The following is a 21,066-nucleotide window of genomic DNA, read 5'->3' on the forward strand; positions in this document are numbered from 1 at the left end:
CAACGGGCAGCCTGCCCGTTACACATCAGCTCAACCCTATCGATACACGTGAAACAGGACGCTCAACAGCGCTCAACAACACAACTTCCCATTTTTCCCAGAACTAAATTATGTCTATGCCGGACAAGCTGTCCGGCGTACATATTCCAGTCTTTCCTGAGTGAAAGCGGCAGTGATTTTTTAAGATTTATATCAGATTAAAATATCAATTTTGACTGAAAAGATTTATCATTGCAAGTCAATATCAAATTAAGAAAATACAATGCAGGTATATTTAAACGGATCATTTGTTGATCATAACGAAGCAAAAGTTTCAGTTGCCGACCGGGGATTCATTTTTGGCGATGGAATTTATGAAGTCACACGAGTTGTAAATGGTTCACTTTTCCGGGAGAAAGAACATTTGGTGCGGATGGACCAGGGGTTGAAATCGTTAAAAATTGACCTGGACGATTCTGTTCGTAATGCCATCCCGGAGATCAGTCGGGAACTCCTCGAAAAGAATAATCTTCTTGATGGCGAAGCGGCCATTTATCTTCAAATTACCCGTGGAACAGCCTGGCCCCGAACTCATACCTTCCCGAATCCTGCAGTAAAACCATCTATCTATCTTTCGGTCAGCGAATTTTCACCACATACCGAACTTCATAAAACCGGTGTGGATGTGATCACCCTGGCGGATGTACGATGGACGCGTTGCAACATCAAAACAGTTCAGCTTCTTCCTAATACTCTTGCCCGCCAACAGGCAATTGAACATGGCGTAAACAGCGCCCTGATGATTCGTGACGGCGTGATTACCGAAAGTCCCAATGCCAATATTTTTGGTGTGAAAGATGGTGCACTCTACACCTACCCCGAATCAAACTATATTCTAAGCGGCATTACAAGAGGAGCTGTTCTCGAAATTGCCGAGAAACTGGATATTCCTGTACATTTTAATCCGATTCGCGAAGAAGAGTTATTTGAACTGGATGAACTCTTTTTCTCAGGTACCACTACAGACATACAGCCTGTTACTGTTGTAAATGGAAAGAATCTCGGAACAGGTAAACCGGGACCCATTGTGAAGTCAATACAGGACGAATACAGAAAATTGTTGTATGGATAGGATAGTGTAAAAATGCATCCTGTATGATTTTATGTAGAGGCTTGATTTTCTTTCAACAGCCATTAAATTTTGGTTCCTGCAAATAAATTTGTTCGTAAATAATCAGATTAATAAAGCTCTAATCTTATGGATTCAAATAATCAATATTCCCGAAAAAAATTCTTGCGAACTCTTGGAGTCGGCAGCGTATCTGCATTCTTAGGTTCTTCCGTTTTATTAACCGGTTGCTCTTCAGAAGAGGGTGATAGTTCTCAAATGGGCGGTGAAACGATGGGTGCGCAGGCCGATCCACTACATACCGCTTCCGTGCAGCTCTATACATTTCGGAACGAACTGAATGAAGATATTCCGGGAACTTTACAGCGGATCGCAGATTTGGGTTACAAATTTGTGGAAACCTACGATTTCTCAGAGGAAATGTCTTACGAAGAGGTGGGACAAATGCTCCGGGATGCAGGGTTATCCGTAAGTTCCATGCACAGCGAAATACCTCTTGGCGAAACCGGTGAAAGAGCATTGCGCCGAGCTGAAGCTTTTGATAATGACAAGGTGATTTGGCATGGCTGGCCGGAAGATGAACGATATCAGACCGAAGACGGAATTAAAGAACTTGCAGAAATCTACAACGAAGCGAGTGACTTTTTACAGTCTAACGGATTGCAGTTTGGACTTCACAATCACTGGTGGGAAATGAGGGTAGATGAAAATGGCAGCTATCCGTTTGAAACACTTGTGAATTACATCAGTGATGATATCTTTTTCGAGATTGATACCTACTGGGTAAAGACGGCTGGCCAGGATCCTGCTGAAATCATCCGAAAGTATGGTGATCGCGTAGAATTTCTACATATCAAAGACGGAGATGCCGAATGGTCTGAAGATTTGGGTGAAGGGCCTCACGACCCAATGGTACCTGTAGGGCAGGGAAGCCAGGATTTTGAGGCAATAGTTGATGCTTGTGGGGACTCACATACCTGGTTCGTTGTTGAACTGGACGAAAGTGCTATGGATATTTTCCAGGCTGCCGGAGAAAGTATCGACTATTTGATTGAAAACAATATGGCTAAAGCTGATAGAACAACAGCATAATTCGGACATCAAAAAAGAAGTTCAACCCCGTATCTAATGGCGGGGTTTTTTTTATGAATTAGCTTATCTTAATAGGAATTTGGGGCAAAGCAATCTAATTCAGAATCACGTGCTTATCCCACTCATCCGTCCGTCATACTTACACTCAGGTCATAGTAAGGGATTCCCTTATTACGGTGCGTAGTCTTTTTTGGTATTGTTTGTATAAGAAATTACACAACTACAAAACACCAAGATGATGGAAGCTTTAAAACAACCCCCAACAAGAGACGAACTTAAAACTGTTCTCAACGAGAACGAACTGGCGTACTTTGAAGCCCTAATAATACGAAAGAGAGATGAGGCCATGAAAGAGCTCGACTTCCTGTTGAGTTCACTTGAGGAACAACGTTCATCAGACGACGATGATGCATCATCTATTGATCATCACATGAGCGATATGGGAAGCATAGAAGAGAGTCTTGACCTTACAAACAGATTAATCGAGAGAAATCGAAAATTTATCAATCAACTAAACAGAGCACTTGAGAGAATTGAAAACGGAACCTATGGGATTTGTCGGGCAACTGGGCAACCTATTGAAAAGGAACGCCTTGAATTTGCACCACACACCAGATACAGTATTACTGCTAAAAACAGCGGATTAGACAAGAGAGTAGTAATGTCCTAACGTACAAAAAGAGAGAAAAATCAAAGAGAAGAAATGTTCCGGCAGGGGTTCCGGAAATAAAAAAAGCCCGTCTCCGATTGAGGCGGGCTTTCCTTTTTAAAAACTAAAAATTATTCGTAGGTAAGGCTACGTACATCAACAGCGCTCAGTCCTTTCGGTGTTTCTTCAACATCGAATTCTACTTCTTCGCCGTCTTCAAGACCTTGGTTAGGTCCTAAATTCTCTACATTATTTCTGTGTACAAAAATATCTTTGCCGCCGTCGTTTGGCTGGATAAATCCAAATCCTTTCTCAACGTCGAACCATTTTACTTTTCCTTGTTGACTCATTGTAATATGTAATAGGTATTAAATTAAATAGTAGTTATCGCACCCGAGAAAAGATTCAAAAAACTTGAGTTGGGTTTACTCGCTCGTCCTGAGAAGGGCTTTACTAAGGTGTTATGTTGCAGGTAATATATAAGATCTGTTCACCAATAGCCATAACCGATTCCAACAATTTCAAAAATTTATTCTTTAGAAATAGTAATTTAACAGACATTACCGGTCTCTGGATTGATATAACAACCATCTCCGCTTATTGAACGCTGCCACTTCAATTCACCTTCGAGTTTCCGAAACCACGTTTCAATCTCCTCTTTTCCCTGGATTTTTTCTCCCCCATCTTCAATGAAGAGATCTGATATTTCACCTTCAATTTCTTCAACCTGGTAGGCCAGTACAAGATCTTGAAGTTTTTCTTCAATCTTGGCAGCTTGCTGATCGTCTTTATGCCGGTGAAGTGTAATCATGGCTTATTCGTGATAATATTAACTTATTTTGGTGAGAATATTCAAACTTCAAAATACTACATTTATCATACTGCTAATTAAACAATTTGCACAAGTTAAAACCAATATTGAACTGGGAGAATTCAAATGAACAAATCTGGAAATAGGTTGGATGGTATCAATCAACTATTCAAGTACTATAAATCTCTGACAGAAAAGTCAATTGAGCAGATCTCGAACGAACAGGTTCATAAATCCCCAAAACCGGGACAGAACTCAATTGCCATCTTAATGAAGCACCTTGCCGGGAATATGATCTCCCGCTGGACCAACTTTCGAAAAGAAGATGGCGAAAAACCATGGAGAGATCGGGAGACAGAATTCATTGATGATTTTGAATCTGCAGAAGAGTTGAAGGGTTATTGGGAGAAAGGCTGGGGTGTACTGTTTGATGCGCTCGAATCCATTGATAATGATGAGCTGGATTCTATCATTTACATCCGAAATGACGGGCACAAGTTGATAGAAGCCGTCGAGCGGCACCTTGCTCACGTAGCCTATCACAGTGGACAAATTGTCTATCTCGCCAAAATGTATTCCGGTGATGACTGGCAAAGTCTCTCTATTCCAAAAGGAAAAACTGAAGAGTATAATCGCAAAAAATTTAACAGAGAAAAAGGACGCCGGATCTATACAGATCGGACGTGATAAAAATTATTTATCATGTTTTCATTATGATTGACTTCAATCGTTTTGATCTGCACAATCGTAATTTCCCCATTTAACCAAGCATTCCGACAACAGGCTTTGTAAATTGTCTGGAATGAAGATTTGAATTTTCCCAAAAAAATGGGATAATTGTTCAGCTAATAATAATCTAATTAACCGGATGGATATGGATAAACAGGATGAAGCGGTAATCGAAGGAACGGGAAATGTCGGACGGGTACTTTTCCTCTCCCTTGTTGCTGCAATTGGAGGCTTTTTGTTCGGGTTTGACAGTGGTGTAATCAACGGAACGGTTGACTCCCTTCAGCTCGCATTTAACTCAGATGCCGTTGGTACAGGTTTTAATGTAGCTTCGATGTTGCTTGGGTGTGCGGCTGGTGCTTTTTTTGCCGGAACTCTTGCTGATAAATTTGGACGTAAACCCGTTATGATTGCAACGGCTATTGCATTCATTATAAGTGCATGGGGATCCGGTATTGCCGGCGGCTCCCTGCAATTTGTAATGGCTCGAATTGTTGGTGGTTTTGCAGTAGGTGCAGCCAGTATTCTTGCACCGGCTTATATCAGTGAAATTGCGCCGGCAAAAATTCGCGGAAGCCTTGCCACCCTGCAACAGTTGATGATTGTGATTGGGTTGTTTGTTGCTTTTCTAAGTAACTACTGGCTTGCAGGAATGTCGGGTGGAGCCACTGAACTGCACTGGTGGGGTTTTCAAACCTGGCAGTGGATGTTCTGGATGGAAATTGGGCCCGCTGCAATTTTCTTATTAGCCCTTTTCTTTATTCCAGAATCCCCTAGATATCTTGTTGCTGCGAATCGTGAGGATGAAGCTAAAGATGTACTAACCAGTCTTTCAGATGCGGTGGATGCAGAGAATAAAGTTGCAGACATTAAATCAACCCTCAGAAAAGATCACCGGCCGAGTCTCCGTGATATTATTCTTGAACATACCGGAAAGGTTCACCCCCTCGTTTGGGTAGGTATTGGCCTTGCTGCTCTTCAACAGTTTACCGGGATCAACGTGGTGTTTTACTATGGAGCTACACTTTGGCAAGCAGCCGGATTCACAGAAGCCGATGCCTTGCTGCAAAATGTAATCACCGGGTCGGTAAATATTCTCTTTACCTTTGTAGCCATTGCCCTTGTAGATAAGGTTGGACGTAAACCGTTGTTATCTATCGGTGCTCTTGGCCAGGCTGTGATGCTTGGAATTTTAGGTTTGATTTTCGGAACTGCCGGTGTGGATGCAGCAGGAAACCTGATGCTTGAAGGTAATATGGGTATTTACGCCCTTATTTCTGCAAATGCGTATGTAGCTTTCTTTGCATTCTCATGGGGTCCTGTAATGTGGGTTATGCTTGGTGAGATGTTCCCGAACCAGTTCCGCGGAGCTGCTTTGGCAATTTGTGGTTTGGTACAATGGGTCTCAAACTTCACTATCACCATGACCTTTCCAATTCTGCTTGCCGGAATTGGCCTGGGACTTTCATACGGAATTTATTCCTTCTTCGGAATTGTAGCCTTTATCTTTGTTAAGAAATATGTACTCGAAACCAAAGGGAAAACCCTCGAGGATATTTCACGCGAAGCTGCAGCAGAATTCGAAGGACTCTAACCACTTTAAACTGAAATTATACCCTAATAAGCCCGGTGATTAAAATCATCGGGCTTTTTTTATTTCCAGAACGGGCCGCTGCCGCGTTCCTCTCCTTTTTTTACATAAACTCATCGTAAACAAGTTTCATATCATTTATAACTAAATTAACTCATCAGACGAACCAAAAATAAACGTATCGTGCCTATGAGCCCGTAAATTCCCGATTTATTTTTTTTACATTAAATGGACAATCATTCATTTCAAGACACCATCATGGAGAAATTCAGGACTATTCGAAATAACCTCCTTTTTCCATCACTCTTGTTGATAATTGTCGGCTGTGATCAAACCTTTGAACCTCTTGCCGATAATAATCAATATCACTTTTCAATCTATGGTTACCTGGACACCGCTGCCGACACTCAATGGGTTCGGGTGGGAACAGCCCGGGAAGCCATTGATGATGTTCCGGATCCCGCCGGGATAACCGTAACATTAGAGAATCTGCAAACCGGTGAAACGGTAATAATGCAAGATTCACTTTTCTCGCCGGAAAATTTTCTGAATTATTGGACAACCTCTCGCATCGAAAATGAACAATCCTATCGGATTTTAGTAGAGGGCACCAATGGTAAATCCAGCCATACAGATGTAACAACTCCTACAGAATTACCCACTCCTCTTGTTCTTGTAAATACCTACCGGCCGTTTGGTTATTCTGTTTACATCGATGATGTTGTTGAACACGTTGCAGATATTCAAACAAGGTGGTATGTAATTATAAACCCTGAAACTGATCCCCTCAGGAAAGTTTACACTTTCACATACAGACCTGAAGTAGAACATGTTGAAGTTTATGGCGGAAGTTATACAATTTTTGCCCCTTTGGAAGAGGAAGCGGGACATATTGAAGCAAGCGTAGGAATCAAAGATTACGAAGTTGTACACCGCCAGGTCTTTATCGCCGCTGCCGGCCCCGAATGGGACGATGAAATTTCCACCACTGGAGATCTTGAATATTTTATAAATTCCACATCATCGAACGTTGTGAATGGCTTGGGGTATGTAGTTGGAATCGACTCGAAATGGGTTCCCTACCGCTCTTGTAAGAATGAAAATGAATCACTCGCTGTGCCTTGTCCCGAAGAAGAACCTTTTTGGTGAGTTTAATTCAGACTTTAGATGTGAGATTTGAGATGATAGACAGGAGTCCCAGATTTATCGGATAAGTAATTGAACTTCAATTCAAAGAACTGACATCTTCACTTATCCGATGAATTGTGGTTGATTAAGGGTTATCTTAAAAGAAATGGCACAAGCAAGATGCTTGCGCCTTTCAAATCTCATGACTCACGACGCAAGGCCGGTTTCTAACCCGTACTCTGCATTGCCGCTGCCACACCATTAATACTCAGGAATAGCGCATGCTTGAGATCCCGCAACTCTTCATCATCTGCGTCCTCTAATGCATCTTTCCACCTGTTTAAGAGTTCCACTTGCACCAAGTTCAGAGGATATGTAAACACATTTCTGAATTCGATGGAGTTCTGAATCACCTTCCTCATGTCCAGGATATTTTCCTGTCCGGTGATTTCCAGAACCATATCCCGCGTCTTTACAAAATCATCCATAATTGTCTTATGTAACCTCTGATCGGCATCACGGGTATACATTTCCGTCGTTAACACATGGGTTCTGGCAAGTTCTCTCTGTGCATTATCTACAATAGTACCGAAGAAACTCCACTCTTTGTACCATTTTTTCAGTGTTTCCATCACAGTGGGATCGTTCTCTAGCATTGGCCCAAGAGAAGCCCCCAATCCGTACCAGCCGGGAACATTATATCGAACCTGTGTCCAGCCAAATACCCATGGGATCGCCCGAAGATTTTCGAATTGTAATCCCTGGTCACCACCACGCGAAACCGGTCGTGATGCAATTGGCAGATTCCCAATATGTTCAACCGGTGTTATTCCTTTGAACCACTCCCAAAATTCCGGGTCGTCTATCAGGTCGCGATAGGCCTTCATGGAACCTTCCGAAATTTTGTCCATGATAACTTCTGTTTCATCACCTGTTTTAATCTCTTTCTGACCCTCACCCCCGGTTACACGAGCCACCGCGTTCACAACCTGTTCGAGGTGGCGGCGGGTAATATCTGGCAGAGAATATCGGAAGGAGATGATCTCTCCCTGCTCTGTAAATCGAATTCGTCCGTTATTACTGACGGAGGGTAATGCCAAAATTGCTCTGTTTGATCGTCCACCACCCCGTCCTACAGTACCGCCACGCCCATGGAAAAGCCGGAAATCAACATTATGCTTCCTCAATACCCGGCCCAACTCCATCTGTCCTTTTTGAAGAGCCCAGTTGGCCATCCAGTATCCGCCGTCTTTGTTACTGTCTGAGTACCCGAGCATGATCTCCTGGAAGTTGTTTCTTGCTTCCACTTGTTGCTTGTAAAGGTCGTTTGTGAGAATCGTTTCCGTTAGCTCTGCACCCTTATCTAAATCTTCAATGGTCTCAAGCAGGGGTACAATATCGATCTTGCTCTGCACGCTTCCATTTTCAATCCACCACAATCCGGCTTCCTTCGCCAGGATCGCAACTTCCAGCATGTCGCTCACTCCATGCGTCATACTGATGATGTAGCAGCCAAATGCATTTTCATCCAGCTCAAGAATCTGGTTGATCAGTTTAAATACATCTAAAATCTCAACTGTAGCCGGTTTCAGTCTTGCATGTTTCGGTGCCAACGGACGAGGGTTACGAAGCTCCTGCATCAGTGCTTCTACTTTCTCTTCCTCCTCCAATTTGGAATAGTTCTCATGCACATTTGCTACTGAAAAAAGGTCCTTCACCGCGTTCTCGTGCACACCGCTATGTTGACGTATATCCAGTGCTGCAAGATGGAATCCGAACGTATTCGCACGAATTCGCAGATCATTGAATTCACCAAATTTGGCGATATCCTCAAGACCACTGTCAATCAACGATTCTGCGATCAAATCCAGGTCTTCGATAAAATCACTGGTTTTATACGATTTCGAGGATTCCAATAGCTCTTGTTCAGTACCCTTCAAATCATTCAGCATGTTTCGAAGGCGATGCATGATGTGAGTAATCTTCCTTCGATACGGTTCATTTCTATAGTGTCGTTTGAATTGAGTTGAAAGTGGTACCTCCCTTTCATCCTTTTTCAATGACTTCGCAAGCTTATCGGATACCGGTACAAAATTCTGCGATATGGAAAGATAACGCCGGATCTTTTCGAGCTCATCCAAGTAGAGCTTTAATGCACTTTTACGATGCTCAATAAGTGTTTTCCAGGTTACATCCCGCGTAACATTCGGGTTTCCATCACGATCACTGCCTATCCAAGAGCGATATTTGAGTACAATGGGCAGATCAGGCGTTTTGTTATACTGCTGGGCAAAAGCAGAACGAATATCATCATACAACCTGGGAACTGTATTCCAGATGGAATTTGTAAAGTAGAAGAGCCCGTTTTCCACTTCATCTTCAACCGTTAATCGTTCGGACCGTACTTCGTCAGTAGAGATCAAAAGAGCAATTTCGTTAATGATCTGTTTAAGCTGCGCATCCCGTTCGTGGGGCGTTAGTCTTGGATCATCCAGATCACCGATCATAGCGGTAATATTCTCCTGCTTATGTAAAACACTGCGGCGGCGGGCCTCTGTCGGATGCGCTGTTATCGTCGGCTGAATATCCATCTGTTCAAACAGCTCCAACGCATCTTCGTAACTAAATCCTTTCTTTTTGAAAAACTTCAGGGCATCGGCAATACTTTCGGGCCTTGGATGGTCTACATCAATTTTCTTGGCTCGCTCACGGTTGATTCGAATGATCTCGTGTTGTTCCAGTGAGTTCACCAGGTGAAAAAAGATCGTTGTCAGACGCAATAAATCTCGGATCTGATGAACGTCCATCTGACTGATTCGCTCTATGAGCTGTTCATTAAATTTCTCACCGGAATCCTTAAAGGCTTTAGCGGAGAGTTCAGGGAGCTCAGCAGATAGTTCTTGCAAGGTTTTATGATCCCGCTGCTCGAGATATTTTTCCAAAAAACCTGTCAGGGTAATCAGGTTGGCAGTTAAAGGATCGCTTATATTTGCTGATTCGGCGTAATGTCGTATGGTATCTTTCCAGGTCATCATAGCTCTTTTTTATTAATAAGAGCTATAGATACCCATTATTGATCTTAAAATCATCATCCTTTTAGAGATTTCAGAGTACGGAAGCGCTTTTAATAGAAGATTTCAGTGTGACATCAAATATACTTACAATATCTCTATTTGTTAGATTCTAAATGACGGCCTTCCTGACTGAAATCAAGAATTTTTTGAGACAGCCACTCCCGGAACTCAGCTGTAGTTGGAGGCGAGTGTTTAGTATTCATCATCAACTCTGTCTGAATATCTCTGTTGTTCGATTTTATTTTGTTAATCATTGGCTTTCCGGGAAATGATACATCATCTTCTGCTGCAAAAACAATTGTGGGAACACTCCATTCAGCAAGTTTTTTTTCAGAAATAAGGGGTGGAATTCGAAAGTCCGGTTTAAATAGCATGAACGATTTTCCAATGTAAGTCCCCCAGTCATCATCCCAGGTTGACATCAATGGTTCCACAAATTTTTTGAGACGATCTTCTGTGGGATTTAACCGATAAAGAATTGCTGGGAGCATCATCTTTCTCACACCCTCCCATATTGAGCCTTTCACAATTCCAGCCGGTACAATCAAGAATAAACTCTTCACCTTTTCGGAATGGACATCTGCAAATTGCAGAGCAGCATATCCGCCTAAACTTATTCCCAGCAGATCAATTTTTTCCAATTTCAATTCATCCAATATCTCAAGCAACCAGTTTGCAAATGAATCGTCTTTATAAGAAAATCGAGTCTCCATACCTCGTACAGATTGACCCGGCAGATCCGGCGCAATGATGTGATACTTCGCCAGGAGTAACTGTAATTCAGATGCCAAATGTGCCGAACTTGTCAACATGGAGTGCAGGCATAATAGAGGTGGCTTCGCCTGATCACCTACTTTTAGGATATGATTTTCACCATGGGTTGTTTGAACCGTCACGGATTCTGTTGGAGCCACTATCTTATTCCGGAATAGCTGGTACCACTCTTCAAGTTCTTTCCTGGCCTCATCACTTTGAAAAATTTTCCCCATTTTATCTCCTATTGTAAGTATATGATTCAGTTCACTTCAAATTTCTCTCAAATTTGTTGAATAATATCTGGTCTGATTATTACAGTATTTTTACAAAAATGATACAAATCAAAAATTAATTTGAATTTTTTAGATAAATACATAACAATTTTTGATTGATTATATACCGGCAATTTTTTTCTGTTGAGTATTTTCAGTTACTTACCTGAACATTTAAACTAACTTCATAGATATCATGGCTGACAAAATTTCAAGAAAAATATTTTTAAAAAGAACAGGGGCTTTGGCTGCTGTTTCGGCAATTGGATTTCCCTCAATTCTACTGTCGCAATCAAAAGAGAAACTGGGCGTAGCGTTAGTTGGATTGGGAAGTTATAGTACCGGCCGCCTGGCACCCGGGCTGCAAATGACGGATCACTGCGAACTACGCGGGATAGTAACCGGATCACCCGAGAAGATCCCCGAGTGGCAGGAACAGTACAACATCCCCGACAGCAATGTGTACAACTATGAGAATATGCACGAGATAGCCAATAACGACGATATCGATATCGTCTACATTGTTTTACCAACCGGACTTCATGCCAAATATTCCATTATTGGTGCTGAGGCCGGAAAACATGTCTGGTGCGAAAAGCCAATGGCTATGAATGTTGAAGAGTGCCAAAATATTATTGATGCTGTAAACAGAAACAATGTGAGTCTTGCGATTGGATACCGGTTGCATCACGAACCAAATACACAGCAAATTATGCAGTTTGCAAGAGAGCAAACCTATGGAGCGGTTACTGAAGTTCGTACTGCCGCCGGGTATGACGGGTATCACGAAGACGGTAACTGGAGAAAGAATGCGGAACTTGGTGGAGGTGCTTTGTATGATATGGGCGTTTACCCAATTAATGCCATTCGGTATGCAACTCAGATGGAACCGATCGCAGTAAACGGTCGCCAAAGTACCGTTCGGAAGGAGGTCTATCCCGAAGTAGATGAGATCACTGACTTTCAGTTGGAATTTTCGAACGGCATGGTCTGCACGGGAGAAACCAGTTTTGGTAAGTCGATGAACTACCTGAATGTGAATACAGACAATGGCTGGTATTACCTGAAACCGATGTCCAACTACAGTGGCGTTCAGGGAATGACGAGTGACGGCACTGCATTACCAGCGGATCCCGGTCACCAACAAGCCCGCCAGATGGATGGTGAAGCACTGGCGATCAAAGAGGGCCGGCCACCGATTGTGCCCGGCAGCCAGGGATTGAACGACATTCGAATTGTAAATGCCATTATGGAGAGTTCAAGGAATGGACGATCGAGGGTTGTGCTTTAAAATCTCTCCTTCGTGCTCGAGTCATCCCCCGAGCTCACACGACATTCGTCGTGCTCACATTCCCCCTTCAAAGGGGGATTTCTCGTCAAACATCTTCTAAATCTTTCAATGAAACCGGGTTCAGATAGAGCGACAGATACTTTCGTTTCCACCAATTCCCGGTTTCACGCTTCTCTTTAATGCTGGTGAATTCATACCGAAAGAGCCGAACCCGAATATATCTAGGCGGTTCTTCCTCAAACGGATTGCTTTTGATGAGTTTCAAAGTTGGTTTATCATCCTGCAGAAATCGCTTGATTAGTTTTACAAGCCACGGTGCATTTCGAATACCACGCATAGCTGCAAACCACATCTGCCAGTCGAGTCGGCAGTGATATGGAGCAATCTGTGGAGGCATTCTCGATGGATCAGTCGGTTTGCCTTTAAATTCGTAGGCGTCCCATTCTGTCTCATGGGTGATTTCCTCATCGGTCGTCCCCTCAATCACTATCTCGTTTCTTTGTCTTGTAACTGATCCAAAAGCACCATATGTGTTTACGAGATGAATGGGATTGAAACTGAAATTCATCTTTTGGGACGGCGAAATCATATTCATGACCGGCCCTCTGCTCATCCAGATGACAGCCACTGCAAGTGCAACTATCAATATCCAAAACCAGAGAGGAGATGCCGTGGTGGCAGGTATAGAAATTGAAAGTATTGATTGCATGAATCCATCACTTAAACCGCTTGTAGCCAAAATTACTGTCATCCAGTTGAGCCAGGAGTAGTTCCCGCTAATAATCAGGTAGATTTGCGAACCCATAATCAAGAGTGCAGCAATGGAAGCAAATGGCTGCGGAAAAAATAGAAACCAAACGGCCACCAGTTGTACAAAGTGGTTCCCCAATGTTTCAAATTTATGATATCCCTGTGGCAGATTATGGAATAGCCAGCTTAGTGGGTTGGGCATCGGTTGTGTTTCGTGGTGATGATTCATGCACGTGAGTTCGCGCCAGCAGGAGTCTCCCCGCATTTTAATCAAACCGGCTCCAAACTCCACGCGAAAGACAAGCCATCGCAAGATGAATATTACAATAATAGACGCTTCATACTGCAATGGACCCAAAAAGATCACGTAAAACCCGGCTTCCAACAGTAGCGACTCCCAGCCATATCCCCAAAATATTTGTCCTACATTTACAATCGATTGATAGAGTCCCCACAACAACAGCCAGATCAGCATCGAAACCCAGATCGGGCCCATATCAGAAAATCCAAAAACGGCCAGAAGTGACAGAATAACGCCGCTCCAGGCGATGATTGTGAAAACGAATCTGAGTATTTCCAGTAAAAGATACTGGGTGATTTTTTAAAAGGTATCCTGTTTATAAATCGTCGAACCGGGTATAAACCGTTCTCACCCACAAGAGGTTTAAACTGGTTCAGAGCAACTAAAAAAGCTATCAGGTAAGATAGCCCTACCCCTCTTTGGATGATAAACCGGGTAAGCGAGTAACTGTCATTATAAAGACCTTCCAGCATATTGTTAGATCATTAATTGTAGCTCTTAATAATCTATAAATAAAACAGGAAGCTGAAAGAATTAGTTTAAATCAGCGCGTTTAGGATCCCCACTACTGTTAGGTTCTTGTTTGCTCTTCCTGGCTCCTTCCTGAAGTGATGATGCCAAAAGCCCGGCAGGAATAGATACAATACTCAGGCCAACCATCAGAATCACAAATGTAAATATTCGCCCTCCCAACGTAATCGGGTAGACATCTCCGTAACCAACGGTTGTAAGCGTAGCCACCGCCCACCATAAACTGTGAAAAACAGATTTGAAAGATTCGGGCTGAGCAGCATTCTCGAAATAGTAAATACCAACTGCGGCAATATAAATCACGAAAAAAGTAGCTATCGAAAAGATTGTCAGTTCCTCTTTAATACTGACAAATGCTTCCTTAAATGTTTTGATAGCTGCATTGTATCGAACAATTTTAAATATTCTGAAAAGCCTGAACAGGCGTAAAACCCTGATGGATCGTAAATCGATGGCTGTACTTAAATAAAACGGGAGGATTGCGAGCAGGTCGATAATTCCGTAAAAACTGAGAATATAATCCAGTTTCTTTTCTGCTGCATAAATTCTGAGGATATATTCAAGGGAAAAAATAACAACGGTAACGATCTCCAGGATTGAAAGAATCAATAGTGCCCTTTCGCCCAGATCCGGAATGGTTGAGATAGAGAACGTAATCAGTGATAAAATGATGAGTGCCTGGATGGTGATATCGAATACGCGGCCGGCTCCGCTCGAGGTTTCCTTTACCAGTTTTTTAAGATTCATCAGTCGAATAAATTTATTCAGGTTTGAGTGCGATTATACCTGAAAACTGATTTCCGAACAAATCTGAAAGATTGTTGATTTTTTATTTCATGAACTCAAGGTAATCACCGGAGGCGATCTCCTCCTTATCTGTTACCTGCTGGGTGTATAAATAGATCCATGCCTCTACTGAAGTGCTATTTGACAAGATCACGGATTTCTTCATGCGGACAAATGCATGTGGTTTGGGATCGGATCGTGAGCACCCTTCATACCGGTCTAACTTTGAAAAAACCTCGGCTCTGTCAATAATTTTGTAAACTTCTCCGATTACACAGTCACCCGGATCATCTGAAGGCACAACCCCGGGATACCAGTCAATCTTATACAGTTTTCCCCGGAATATAGCCTCCCCAACATATTCGGCATGATTGTCTAAAACCTCGCTTGCAGGAGATGAGAAATCTTTTCGAAGTGAACCATATACAAAGATTAAATCAAACATTTTCTGATAGCTGGTTTATAATTGCAAAAACTTAAATTTAAAAACCTGAAAATGCCGATCCTATTTTAATCTGTATGCATCCCTGCAAAATTACTGAGTAAGTCATCCAGGTAAACTCCCTCTTGAAATACCCGGGATTTCCAGCCATCTTGAACTTGATCCAGTAACATAGCCTGCAACATACCGGTGTGATAAAACCTGCTTTCTCCTTCTCTGGCAACTGCCCTTTTTGTTTCTGCAACCTGGTTCTCGAAATAACTTTCAAAAGATTGGTAGCTGTTGAAATCTGAATCAATATCTTGGAGCTTGGGTTCCGGTGTATAGTTGGTTGTCTCCGCTGCTATCAAACCCATTTTTAATTCCGCATATTTTGCCATTCCTTCCAGCCATTCCCGCTCTTTTTCATACCTGACCTCTTCTGCAGAAAGGTCAGCATTCATTCTGCGATTTTCTCTGACCTCCAGGAACCGGTTGATTAATTCACGAGTTTCAAGCTCCGATGATGACTGATAAGCTTTTATCAATAAATCTGCCTCTTGGGCCCATCCTTGTCGGTTTTGCTCGTTTTCCCAGGGGTACTGAGATTCAACGGAGTTGATGTACTCAGCACTTGAAAGACGATCCGGAACACGAATTCCTTGTAAGGCATGGAAAGACTCATGGACCAGACCCGCAACATAGTTTTCGGAATTCCCCATAATTAAGTTCCAAAATAATTTGTACGGAAAAACTGAACTCACTACTGCCGGCAGCTCCTCTTTAAAACCATGATAAAACGCAATTTCAGCATATTCGCGTGTCTGTAAGGTTGCAACCCACCTATCTCCAACCTTGACAGTAAAATTTTCAGGTGTGATCTCCGGGTCTCTGAGCCTTTGCCTGTAATATGAGTCGCTAAAAAAATCATCCGACTGAACCAATATCCATTCTTCTCCCCTCAGGATGTCAGCGGGCATTTTTCTCCAGCCGTCATCAGGATTCTTCATACCTACCAGGAAAGCATATTTCTCATTATAGACAATCACCGGCACATAATGATCACTCCAGTTGGGAAATATCTTATCTCCAAGGTTTGATTGTAAATGAAATGCCTCTAAAATGTAACTTTTTTGAGCTTCCGACAGATATTCGACCTCTTCTGATTCTTCCGGCAGGAACTGATTATAAATCGCTGAAATACAAAGGATTAGGAGTACTGTGAAAAGCAACCATTTCAGTACTTTAAAAACTGTTGATAATATCTTTTTTAAAATCTCCACTCTCTTCTTTATCTATTTTAGATTAGCTTTTAAAGAACGACCATAAATGTATGATCGGGTATATTTTTGAATAGGGAATGAAGACGGGATTAGACAGAACAGTAGCGCTTCAATGCACTAATTCTTTAAATCATGCAAAGTGAGTTCTATTCTATTTTCTATCTGCTTTTTATGATGGTTGAAATGGATATCAAAAAATTGCAGTGTCTGTTTCATATTCAGCATTCCCAGAATTGGATGCTTAAAGATTTGACCCTTTAGAGTATTTTCATCCAGTTTTCGGATGAGTTCCTTCATTTCACTCCTTACCCCCTGCCACTCCATTTTTAACTCTTTATAGTTCGGATTCTTACCTGTAGAGTCACTAATCTTGGGCGCTTTATACTTAAAGGGAAGAAAGAAGGCGAGTTTCAAAGTAAAAATTCGAAATCTCGATAAAAATCCTGATCGCTCAATGCTGTTGCCTGAACTTGTTTTTCTTTTAATGTAGACTAGGCTCAACTTCTCAGAAGTCATTAAATGGTCAAGAATCTGCAAAATAGTCCATTTATCAGGTGATCTTCTGAAGTGAAGTTTCTCTTGAGATAAATCATCCAATTCCGCAAAAAGTTTTTTTCGGTCAGATTCAATCCGATCCAAATGGTCTACCAGCTTATCTTTATGGATTGTTCCAGGCATACGCTTAAAATAATAGTTGAGGTGTTTAATTCAACAGATCTTCGAGAAACTCTTTTAACAATACTGTGCTGTTGTGTTCCTCATCTTTTGAGTCATATACAAAAGTCACAGTTTTATGGATTTTGATGATCTCAATCATTTCTTCTACAAACTTTGATCCAAATAGCTCTCTTCGGTTGACTGCCGCATAAATGGACAAGCTGCGCCAAAAGCCAAACTCTGTCAGGAGTTCGCTCCACTATGATTCTCTAAATCATACCTATTTCTAAATTTAGTTTCATATACTATCACTCTTTTCACACTTCTTGCAATTCAACTCCATTCCAATTTTTGATTTTCGGCCTTCCTCGGATATAACCCATGGCCGAAGCTGCCAGGGCGGATCATGTCGTACATGTTGCGTATGGCCGCATTTCAGATCAGCTACCCAGTCGTCATATTCATCTTTATGAAATCCAACGATTGGCTGTTCCATAACACTCAGGAGTTCTCATCCAGTATTTTTTGAGGGTCCAGTTTTTGGATGGAACTTACCGCTGCTTCCATCGCCCCATCCGTACATAAACCACTGATCGAAGCATCCTTGAACCCATCTTTCGCAACTTCAATACAAGCTTCTTTCACTTTTTCAGCGAGTTGATAATGTTCTTCAGTCGTCATCCTTGAACTTACTCAAACTTTCACTACATCTCTATATGGTAAATGACAGCTACCTACCAAACAAATCCGGTTGATAACATCAGGCAGATCCTTGAAATATAGAATCCAAAAATAAATGTAGCAGACCTTCTTCTCGAGGGCTTTGAATACTGGGCATATTTAGACTTCTCCTATAGATAGACATTTCCGGGACTTCCAATCGAGATTGACAAGGTTAAGTGAGGAAGCGGCGGGCATCATAGACTCTGCTTGAAAAAAATGATTCGTATTTGCCCGCCGCCGGTACCCCACCACTTCTCTGTCAATCCCGACCAAATGAGCAGAGCGAATGTGTGGAGTGATCTCTTTAATAAAGGACTATATCTGCACTTTGAATATTTGAGAAGATATTTCCACACGATAGGAAGGTTCGGGGCAGGCTGTTCCGCTCCGCTTAATTGGACGTCAGTTTGAAGGCAATAAGAAGGTACGACGAATGAAATCGAAAACTAATCGTGGTTCTACAAAGCCCTCTTTTTACAATATTCTCGTTTATTCAAAAATCCAGGATAAACCCAATGGTCGGTAATATTGAGGATTCATCAAGCTGATCCACTCGTACAAGTTCCGGGCTATTGCCATTTTCCAGCAGGTAACTCGGCTCCGATGGAGCATCCTGGGCAAAGACATTCTGAATTTCGAGATAGAGGTCAAATGAAAAGTTTTGAAAATTCCACTTCCGGTCGATACGAATATCAGTAGCGTTAAACGGCTTTAAGCGCTCACTGCCGAGACGGCTATAGTTGAACACGAACTCGGGATAGGTTTCGATACTGCGTTCCTCATTAATAGGCGCAAACGGTGTTTTGCCAATCAGTCGTGTTCTGAGGCTGAATTCCCAGCTGTTGCCAATTTGATAACCACCAGTAAAAGTGAGAAGGTGTCGGCTATCCCAGGCTGAAGGTAAATAGAGGTCGCGATCAAAACCGGTAAACTCACTCCAAAAAAGCGTATAAGCGAAAATTGCATAAAAATTTGTGATCAGTGTTTGTTGAGCCAGGAATTCAACGCCGTAGGTTCTGCCCTTTCCAACAGACTTTACGTTATCGTTTCCGAGAACCTCAAATCCGCCGCCGAGATTGGCCAGGCTGACCTCTTCTCGCATGGAAACCGGGTAATCATCATACAACTTCAGGAAACCCTCAACAGAGATTTTTGTACTCGATCGCGGAAAATAGTTGATTCCACCGGTTATGTGATCCGACCTGATATATTGTGCATCTTTATTCACGAAATTACTGCCTTCTTTATAGCCCAGCAATGTAAGCGGCGGTATTTTGAAATAGCGCCCGGCGGAGAGTACACCTCTCCATTGTCCTTCTTCATCTAGTTTGACGGTGAGTGCAGCCCTTGGGGATAGCGTCCGGTAAATCTCGTTACCACTGTCGGTGAATGTGTTACCGTCAAATCGAATGCCCGCAGTGAGGTCTAACCTTTCTGTAAGTCCCTCAGATGACCACTGAATAAATCCTCCATAACTCAAGAAGTTCAGATCTGATTCAAATGAAACACCCGTATTGTCATCAAAAAAATCATTCTCAAAGATATTCAGCCGTGTCGACGCGCCAACAGATATCGTGGATCGCTCACGGAAAAAGGTTGTTTCATTCCTCAGTGTATTACGAACCTCACGAGCACGGTTTCTGGAAAAACGTCCATCCTGGTTCTCGTTGTCACGATATCGCGAAAAATCGTTATAAAAACTGCTTCGGCTCAGCGATGTACGACTCACACCGAAACCATTGCTCAGTCGGCGTTCATATGTAATCCCTGTAGTATTGGTTTGCTGCTGAATAACCGGTACCTGGTCAAGAATAGCTTGCTGATCGGGGGTGATATCATCGGGAACGTTTATCTGAAAATCGTCGATGGATCCTACACCTATCAGTGAAATCTGATTTTTGGAGTCAAATTTATGATCCACTTTATATTGATAATCCCAGTAGTCAGGCAGAAATGGGAGATCGATGAGTTGAAACAGAAGCTGAAGATATGAACGACGAACAGAGGCAATAAAGGTCGTGTTGGAAGATGTTGCATCCCCCTTAAAAAGCGGCCCTTCAGTGGTTAGTGCAGCCTCACTTGCTCCCACTCGAAAATTCGTTCGAAATTCACGGTCGTTTCCATTCCTTTGGTTAAATCGCAGCACACCGGAAAGGGCATTCCCTGCCGAAGCACCAAATGCACTTGTACTAAGTTCCACCCCTTCAAAAAACGATACATTAAGCAGGCCCGCAGGTCCGCCTGCACTGCCTTGTGTGGAAAAATGGTTGATTGTCGGAATCTCTATACCATCCAGGTAGTAGACATTTTCATTTGGTGCACCACCGCGAATAATTACATCATTTCTGAACCCTGTAACGGACCCGGAAACTCCCGGCAGCGATTGTACAACCTTGGCTATATCGCTGTTTCCGGCAGGATATGTTGAGATCGCTTCGGGTGAAAGTCGCCTGAAGCTAACCGGATTTTCAGGAGGAGCGATAAACGGCTCAGATACTGTTACGACCACTTCTTCGAGTTGCTCAGATGTAGGAGATAGTTCAAAATTTATATTCCTGTTCCCTGCACTTCGCACGTTAATGTTGTTTTGCCGCTGACTTTCATAACCAACATAAGTGGCTACTATGATATATGTGCCGGGCTCAATATTTTCAATTTCGTAAAAACCGTCACTATCCGTGCTTGATCCCATGTTGGTTCCTTGAAGCCCTACATTGGCTCCTACCAGTGGTTCACCGGATCGAGCGTCTGTAACATAACCCGTCAGTGTTCCTGTAGACTGAGCCCGGATACTGGTTGAGAAACCGATCAGAAATTGAATAGAAATACCAATTGATAAATAAAGTAAAATCCTAAACACAAATTTCATGGGATATTGTTGTGATGCAGTCATTTGCAAGAAAACTTAAAAACAGCTTCTTGCGTTCAACATCTTTTGTGTCAAGATTCATTTTTCATGCATTTTGAATCTTTTTCATGCCCATATTATTATCGATTCAATCAATGACCGTATGAAGAGGCGATATACGCGGCCATCCCACTGGCGTGATCTGCACGTTTAACTTCGAAAAGTTAATTAACAGTTGATTTAAACAATCCAAACTACCTTGAGA

Annotated in this window: 18 protein-coding genes and 1 pseudogene; 7 read left to right on the top strand and 12 right to left on the bottom strand. The window is 42.4% G+C overall.

The genetic code is table 11. The features are described 5' to 3' along the window. Nucleotides 1–262: 262 nt before the first annotated feature. The 3 genes from L6773_RS08060 to L6773_RS08070 all read left to right on the top strand — a co-directional run bounded on the left by L6773_RS08060 (nt 263) and on the right by L6773_RS08070 (nt 2,870). Nucleotides 263–1,111, top strand: a complete 849-nt coding sequence (locus L6773_RS08060; protein ID WP_237853360.1) for an aminotransferase class IV — start codon at nt 263–265, stop codon at nt 1,109–1,111. A gap of 126 nt (nt 1,112–1,237) precedes the next feature. Then, on the top strand, nt 1,238–2,200 hold the full coding sequence (locus L6773_RS08065; RefSeq protein ID WP_237853361.1) for a sugar phosphate isomerase/epimerase family protein: 963 nt from the start codon (nt 1,238–1,240) through the stop codon (nt 2,198–2,200). A gap of 235 nt (nt 2,201–2,435) precedes the next feature. Then, on the top strand, nt 2,436–2,870 hold the full coding sequence (locus L6773_RS08070; protein WP_237853362.1) for a TraR/DksA family transcriptional regulator: 435 nt from the start codon (nt 2,436–2,438) through the stop codon (nt 2,868–2,870). Between the two features lie 110 nt (nt 2,871–2,980). On the opposite strand, the gene L6773_RS08075 is transcribed toward L6773_RS08070, so the two are convergent. After that, nucleotides 2,981–3,199, bottom strand: coding sequence for a cold-shock protein (locus L6773_RS08075; protein WP_237853363.1), 219 nt, complete (start codon nt 3,197–3,199; stop codon nt 2,981–2,983). 200 nt (nt 3,200–3,399) lie between these two features. Beyond that, complete coding sequence (locus L6773_RS08080; RefSeq protein WP_237853364.1) at nt 3,400–3,660, bottom strand: hypothetical protein; 261 nt, start codon at nt 3,658–3,660, stop codon at nt 3,400–3,402. A gap of 126 nt (nt 3,661–3,786) precedes the next feature. On the opposite strand from L6773_RS08080, the gene L6773_RS08085 reads away from it, so the two are divergent. The 3 genes from L6773_RS08085 to L6773_RS08095 all read left to right on the top strand — a co-directional run bounded on the left by L6773_RS08085 (nt 3,787) and on the right by L6773_RS08095 (nt 7,129). Beyond that, nucleotides 3,787–4,347 carry a DUF1572 family protein gene (locus L6773_RS08085; RefSeq protein WP_237853365.1) on the top strand — a complete coding sequence of 187 codons (561 nt, stop codon included), beginning with the start codon at nt 3,787–3,789 and terminating at the stop codon, nt 4,345–4,347. 127 nt (nt 4,348–4,474) lie between these two features. After that, entirely contained in the window at nt 4,475–5,983 is a 1,509-nt protein-coding gene (locus L6773_RS08090; RefSeq protein WP_369431556.1) for a sugar porter family MFS transporter, read from the top strand. 255 nt (nt 5,984–6,238) lie between these two features. Then, nucleotides 6,239–7,129 carry a hypothetical protein gene (locus L6773_RS08095; RefSeq protein WP_237853367.1) on the top strand — a complete coding sequence of 297 codons (891 nt, stop codon included), beginning with the start codon at nt 6,239–6,241 and terminating at the stop codon, nt 7,127–7,129. A gap of 206 nt (nt 7,130–7,335) precedes the next feature. Here L6773_RS08095 and ppc read toward each other — a convergent pair whose 3' ends face one another. Together ppc and L6773_RS08105 are read right to left on the bottom strand one after the other, a co-directional pair. Then, nucleotides 7,336–10,143 carry a phosphoenolpyruvate carboxylase gene (ppc, locus tag L6773_RS08100; protein ID WP_237853368.1) on the bottom strand — a complete coding sequence of 936 codons (2,808 nt, stop codon included), beginning with the start codon at nt 10,141–10,143 and terminating at the stop codon, nt 7,336–7,338. A gap of 134 nt (nt 10,144–10,277) precedes the next feature. Further along, complete coding sequence (locus tag L6773_RS08105; protein WP_237853369.1) at nt 10,278–11,171, bottom strand: alpha/beta fold hydrolase; 894 nt, start codon at nt 11,169–11,171, stop codon at nt 10,278–10,280. 235 nt (nt 11,172–11,406) lie between these two features. On the opposite strand from L6773_RS08105, the gene L6773_RS08110 reads away from it, so the two are divergent. Then, nucleotides 11,407–12,501: a Gfo/Idh/MocA family protein gene (locus L6773_RS08110; RefSeq protein WP_237853370.1), complete on the top strand. Its 1,095-nt coding sequence runs from the start codon at nt 11,407–11,409 to the stop codon at nt 12,499–12,501. A gap of 85 nt (nt 12,502–12,586) precedes the next feature. On the opposite strand, the pseudogene L6773_RS08115 reads toward L6773_RS08110, so the two are convergent. From L6773_RS08115 to L6773_RS08150, 8 genes and pseudogenes are all read right to left on the bottom strand, one after another. Next, a pseudogene (locus L6773_RS08115) lies at nt 12,587–14,025 on the bottom strand (lipase maturation factor family protein). 61 nt (nt 14,026–14,086) lie between these two features. Further along, nucleotides 14,087–14,830 carry an ion transporter gene (locus tag L6773_RS08120; protein ID WP_237853372.1) on the bottom strand — a complete coding sequence of 248 codons (744 nt, stop codon included), beginning with the start codon at nt 14,828–14,830 and terminating at the stop codon, nt 14,087–14,089. A gap of 82 nt (nt 14,831–14,912) precedes the next feature. Beyond that, on the bottom strand, nt 14,913–15,314 hold the full coding sequence (locus L6773_RS08125) for a gamma-glutamylcyclotransferase family protein (RefSeq protein WP_237853373.1): 402 nt from the start codon (nt 15,312–15,314) through the stop codon (nt 14,913–14,915). Nucleotides 15,315–15,379: 65 nt separating this feature from the next. Beyond that, nucleotides 15,380–16,573 (bottom strand): hypothetical protein, encoded by a 1,194-nt coding sequence (locus L6773_RS08130; RefSeq protein ID WP_237853374.1) that lies wholly within the window; start codon nt 16,571–16,573, stop codon nt 15,380–15,382. Nucleotides 16,574–16,690: 117 nt separating this feature from the next. Next, the gene (locus L6773_RS08135) at nt 16,691–17,251 is read right to left on the bottom strand and encodes a DinB family protein (protein ID WP_237853375.1); all 561 of its coding nucleotides are present in this window, start codon (nt 17,249–17,251) and stop codon (nt 16,691–16,693) included. A gap of 277 nt (nt 17,252–17,528) precedes the next feature. Then, entirely contained in the window at nt 17,529–17,726 is a 198-nt protein-coding gene (locus L6773_RS08140) for a DUF3565 domain-containing protein (protein WP_237853376.1), read from the bottom strand. 5 nt (nt 17,727–17,731) lie between these two features. Next, on the bottom strand, nt 17,732–17,911 hold the full coding sequence (locus tag L6773_RS08145; RefSeq protein ID WP_237853377.1) for an acetyltransferase: 180 nt from the start codon (nt 17,909–17,911) through the stop codon (nt 17,732–17,734). A 535-nt stretch (nt 17,912–18,446) separates the two neighbouring features. After that, nucleotides 18,447–20,822 (bottom strand): TonB-dependent receptor, encoded by a 2,376-nt coding sequence (locus L6773_RS08150; protein WP_237853378.1) that lies wholly within the window; start codon nt 20,820–20,822, stop codon nt 18,447–18,449. Between the last annotated feature and the right edge of the window lie 244 nt (nt 20,823–21,066).

It is taken from the genome of Rhodohalobacter sulfatireducens (genome assembly GCF_022012475.1).
Classification (GTDB): Bacteria; Bacteroidota; Rhodothermia; order Balneolales; family Balneolaceae; genus Rhodohalobacter; species Rhodohalobacter sulfatireducens.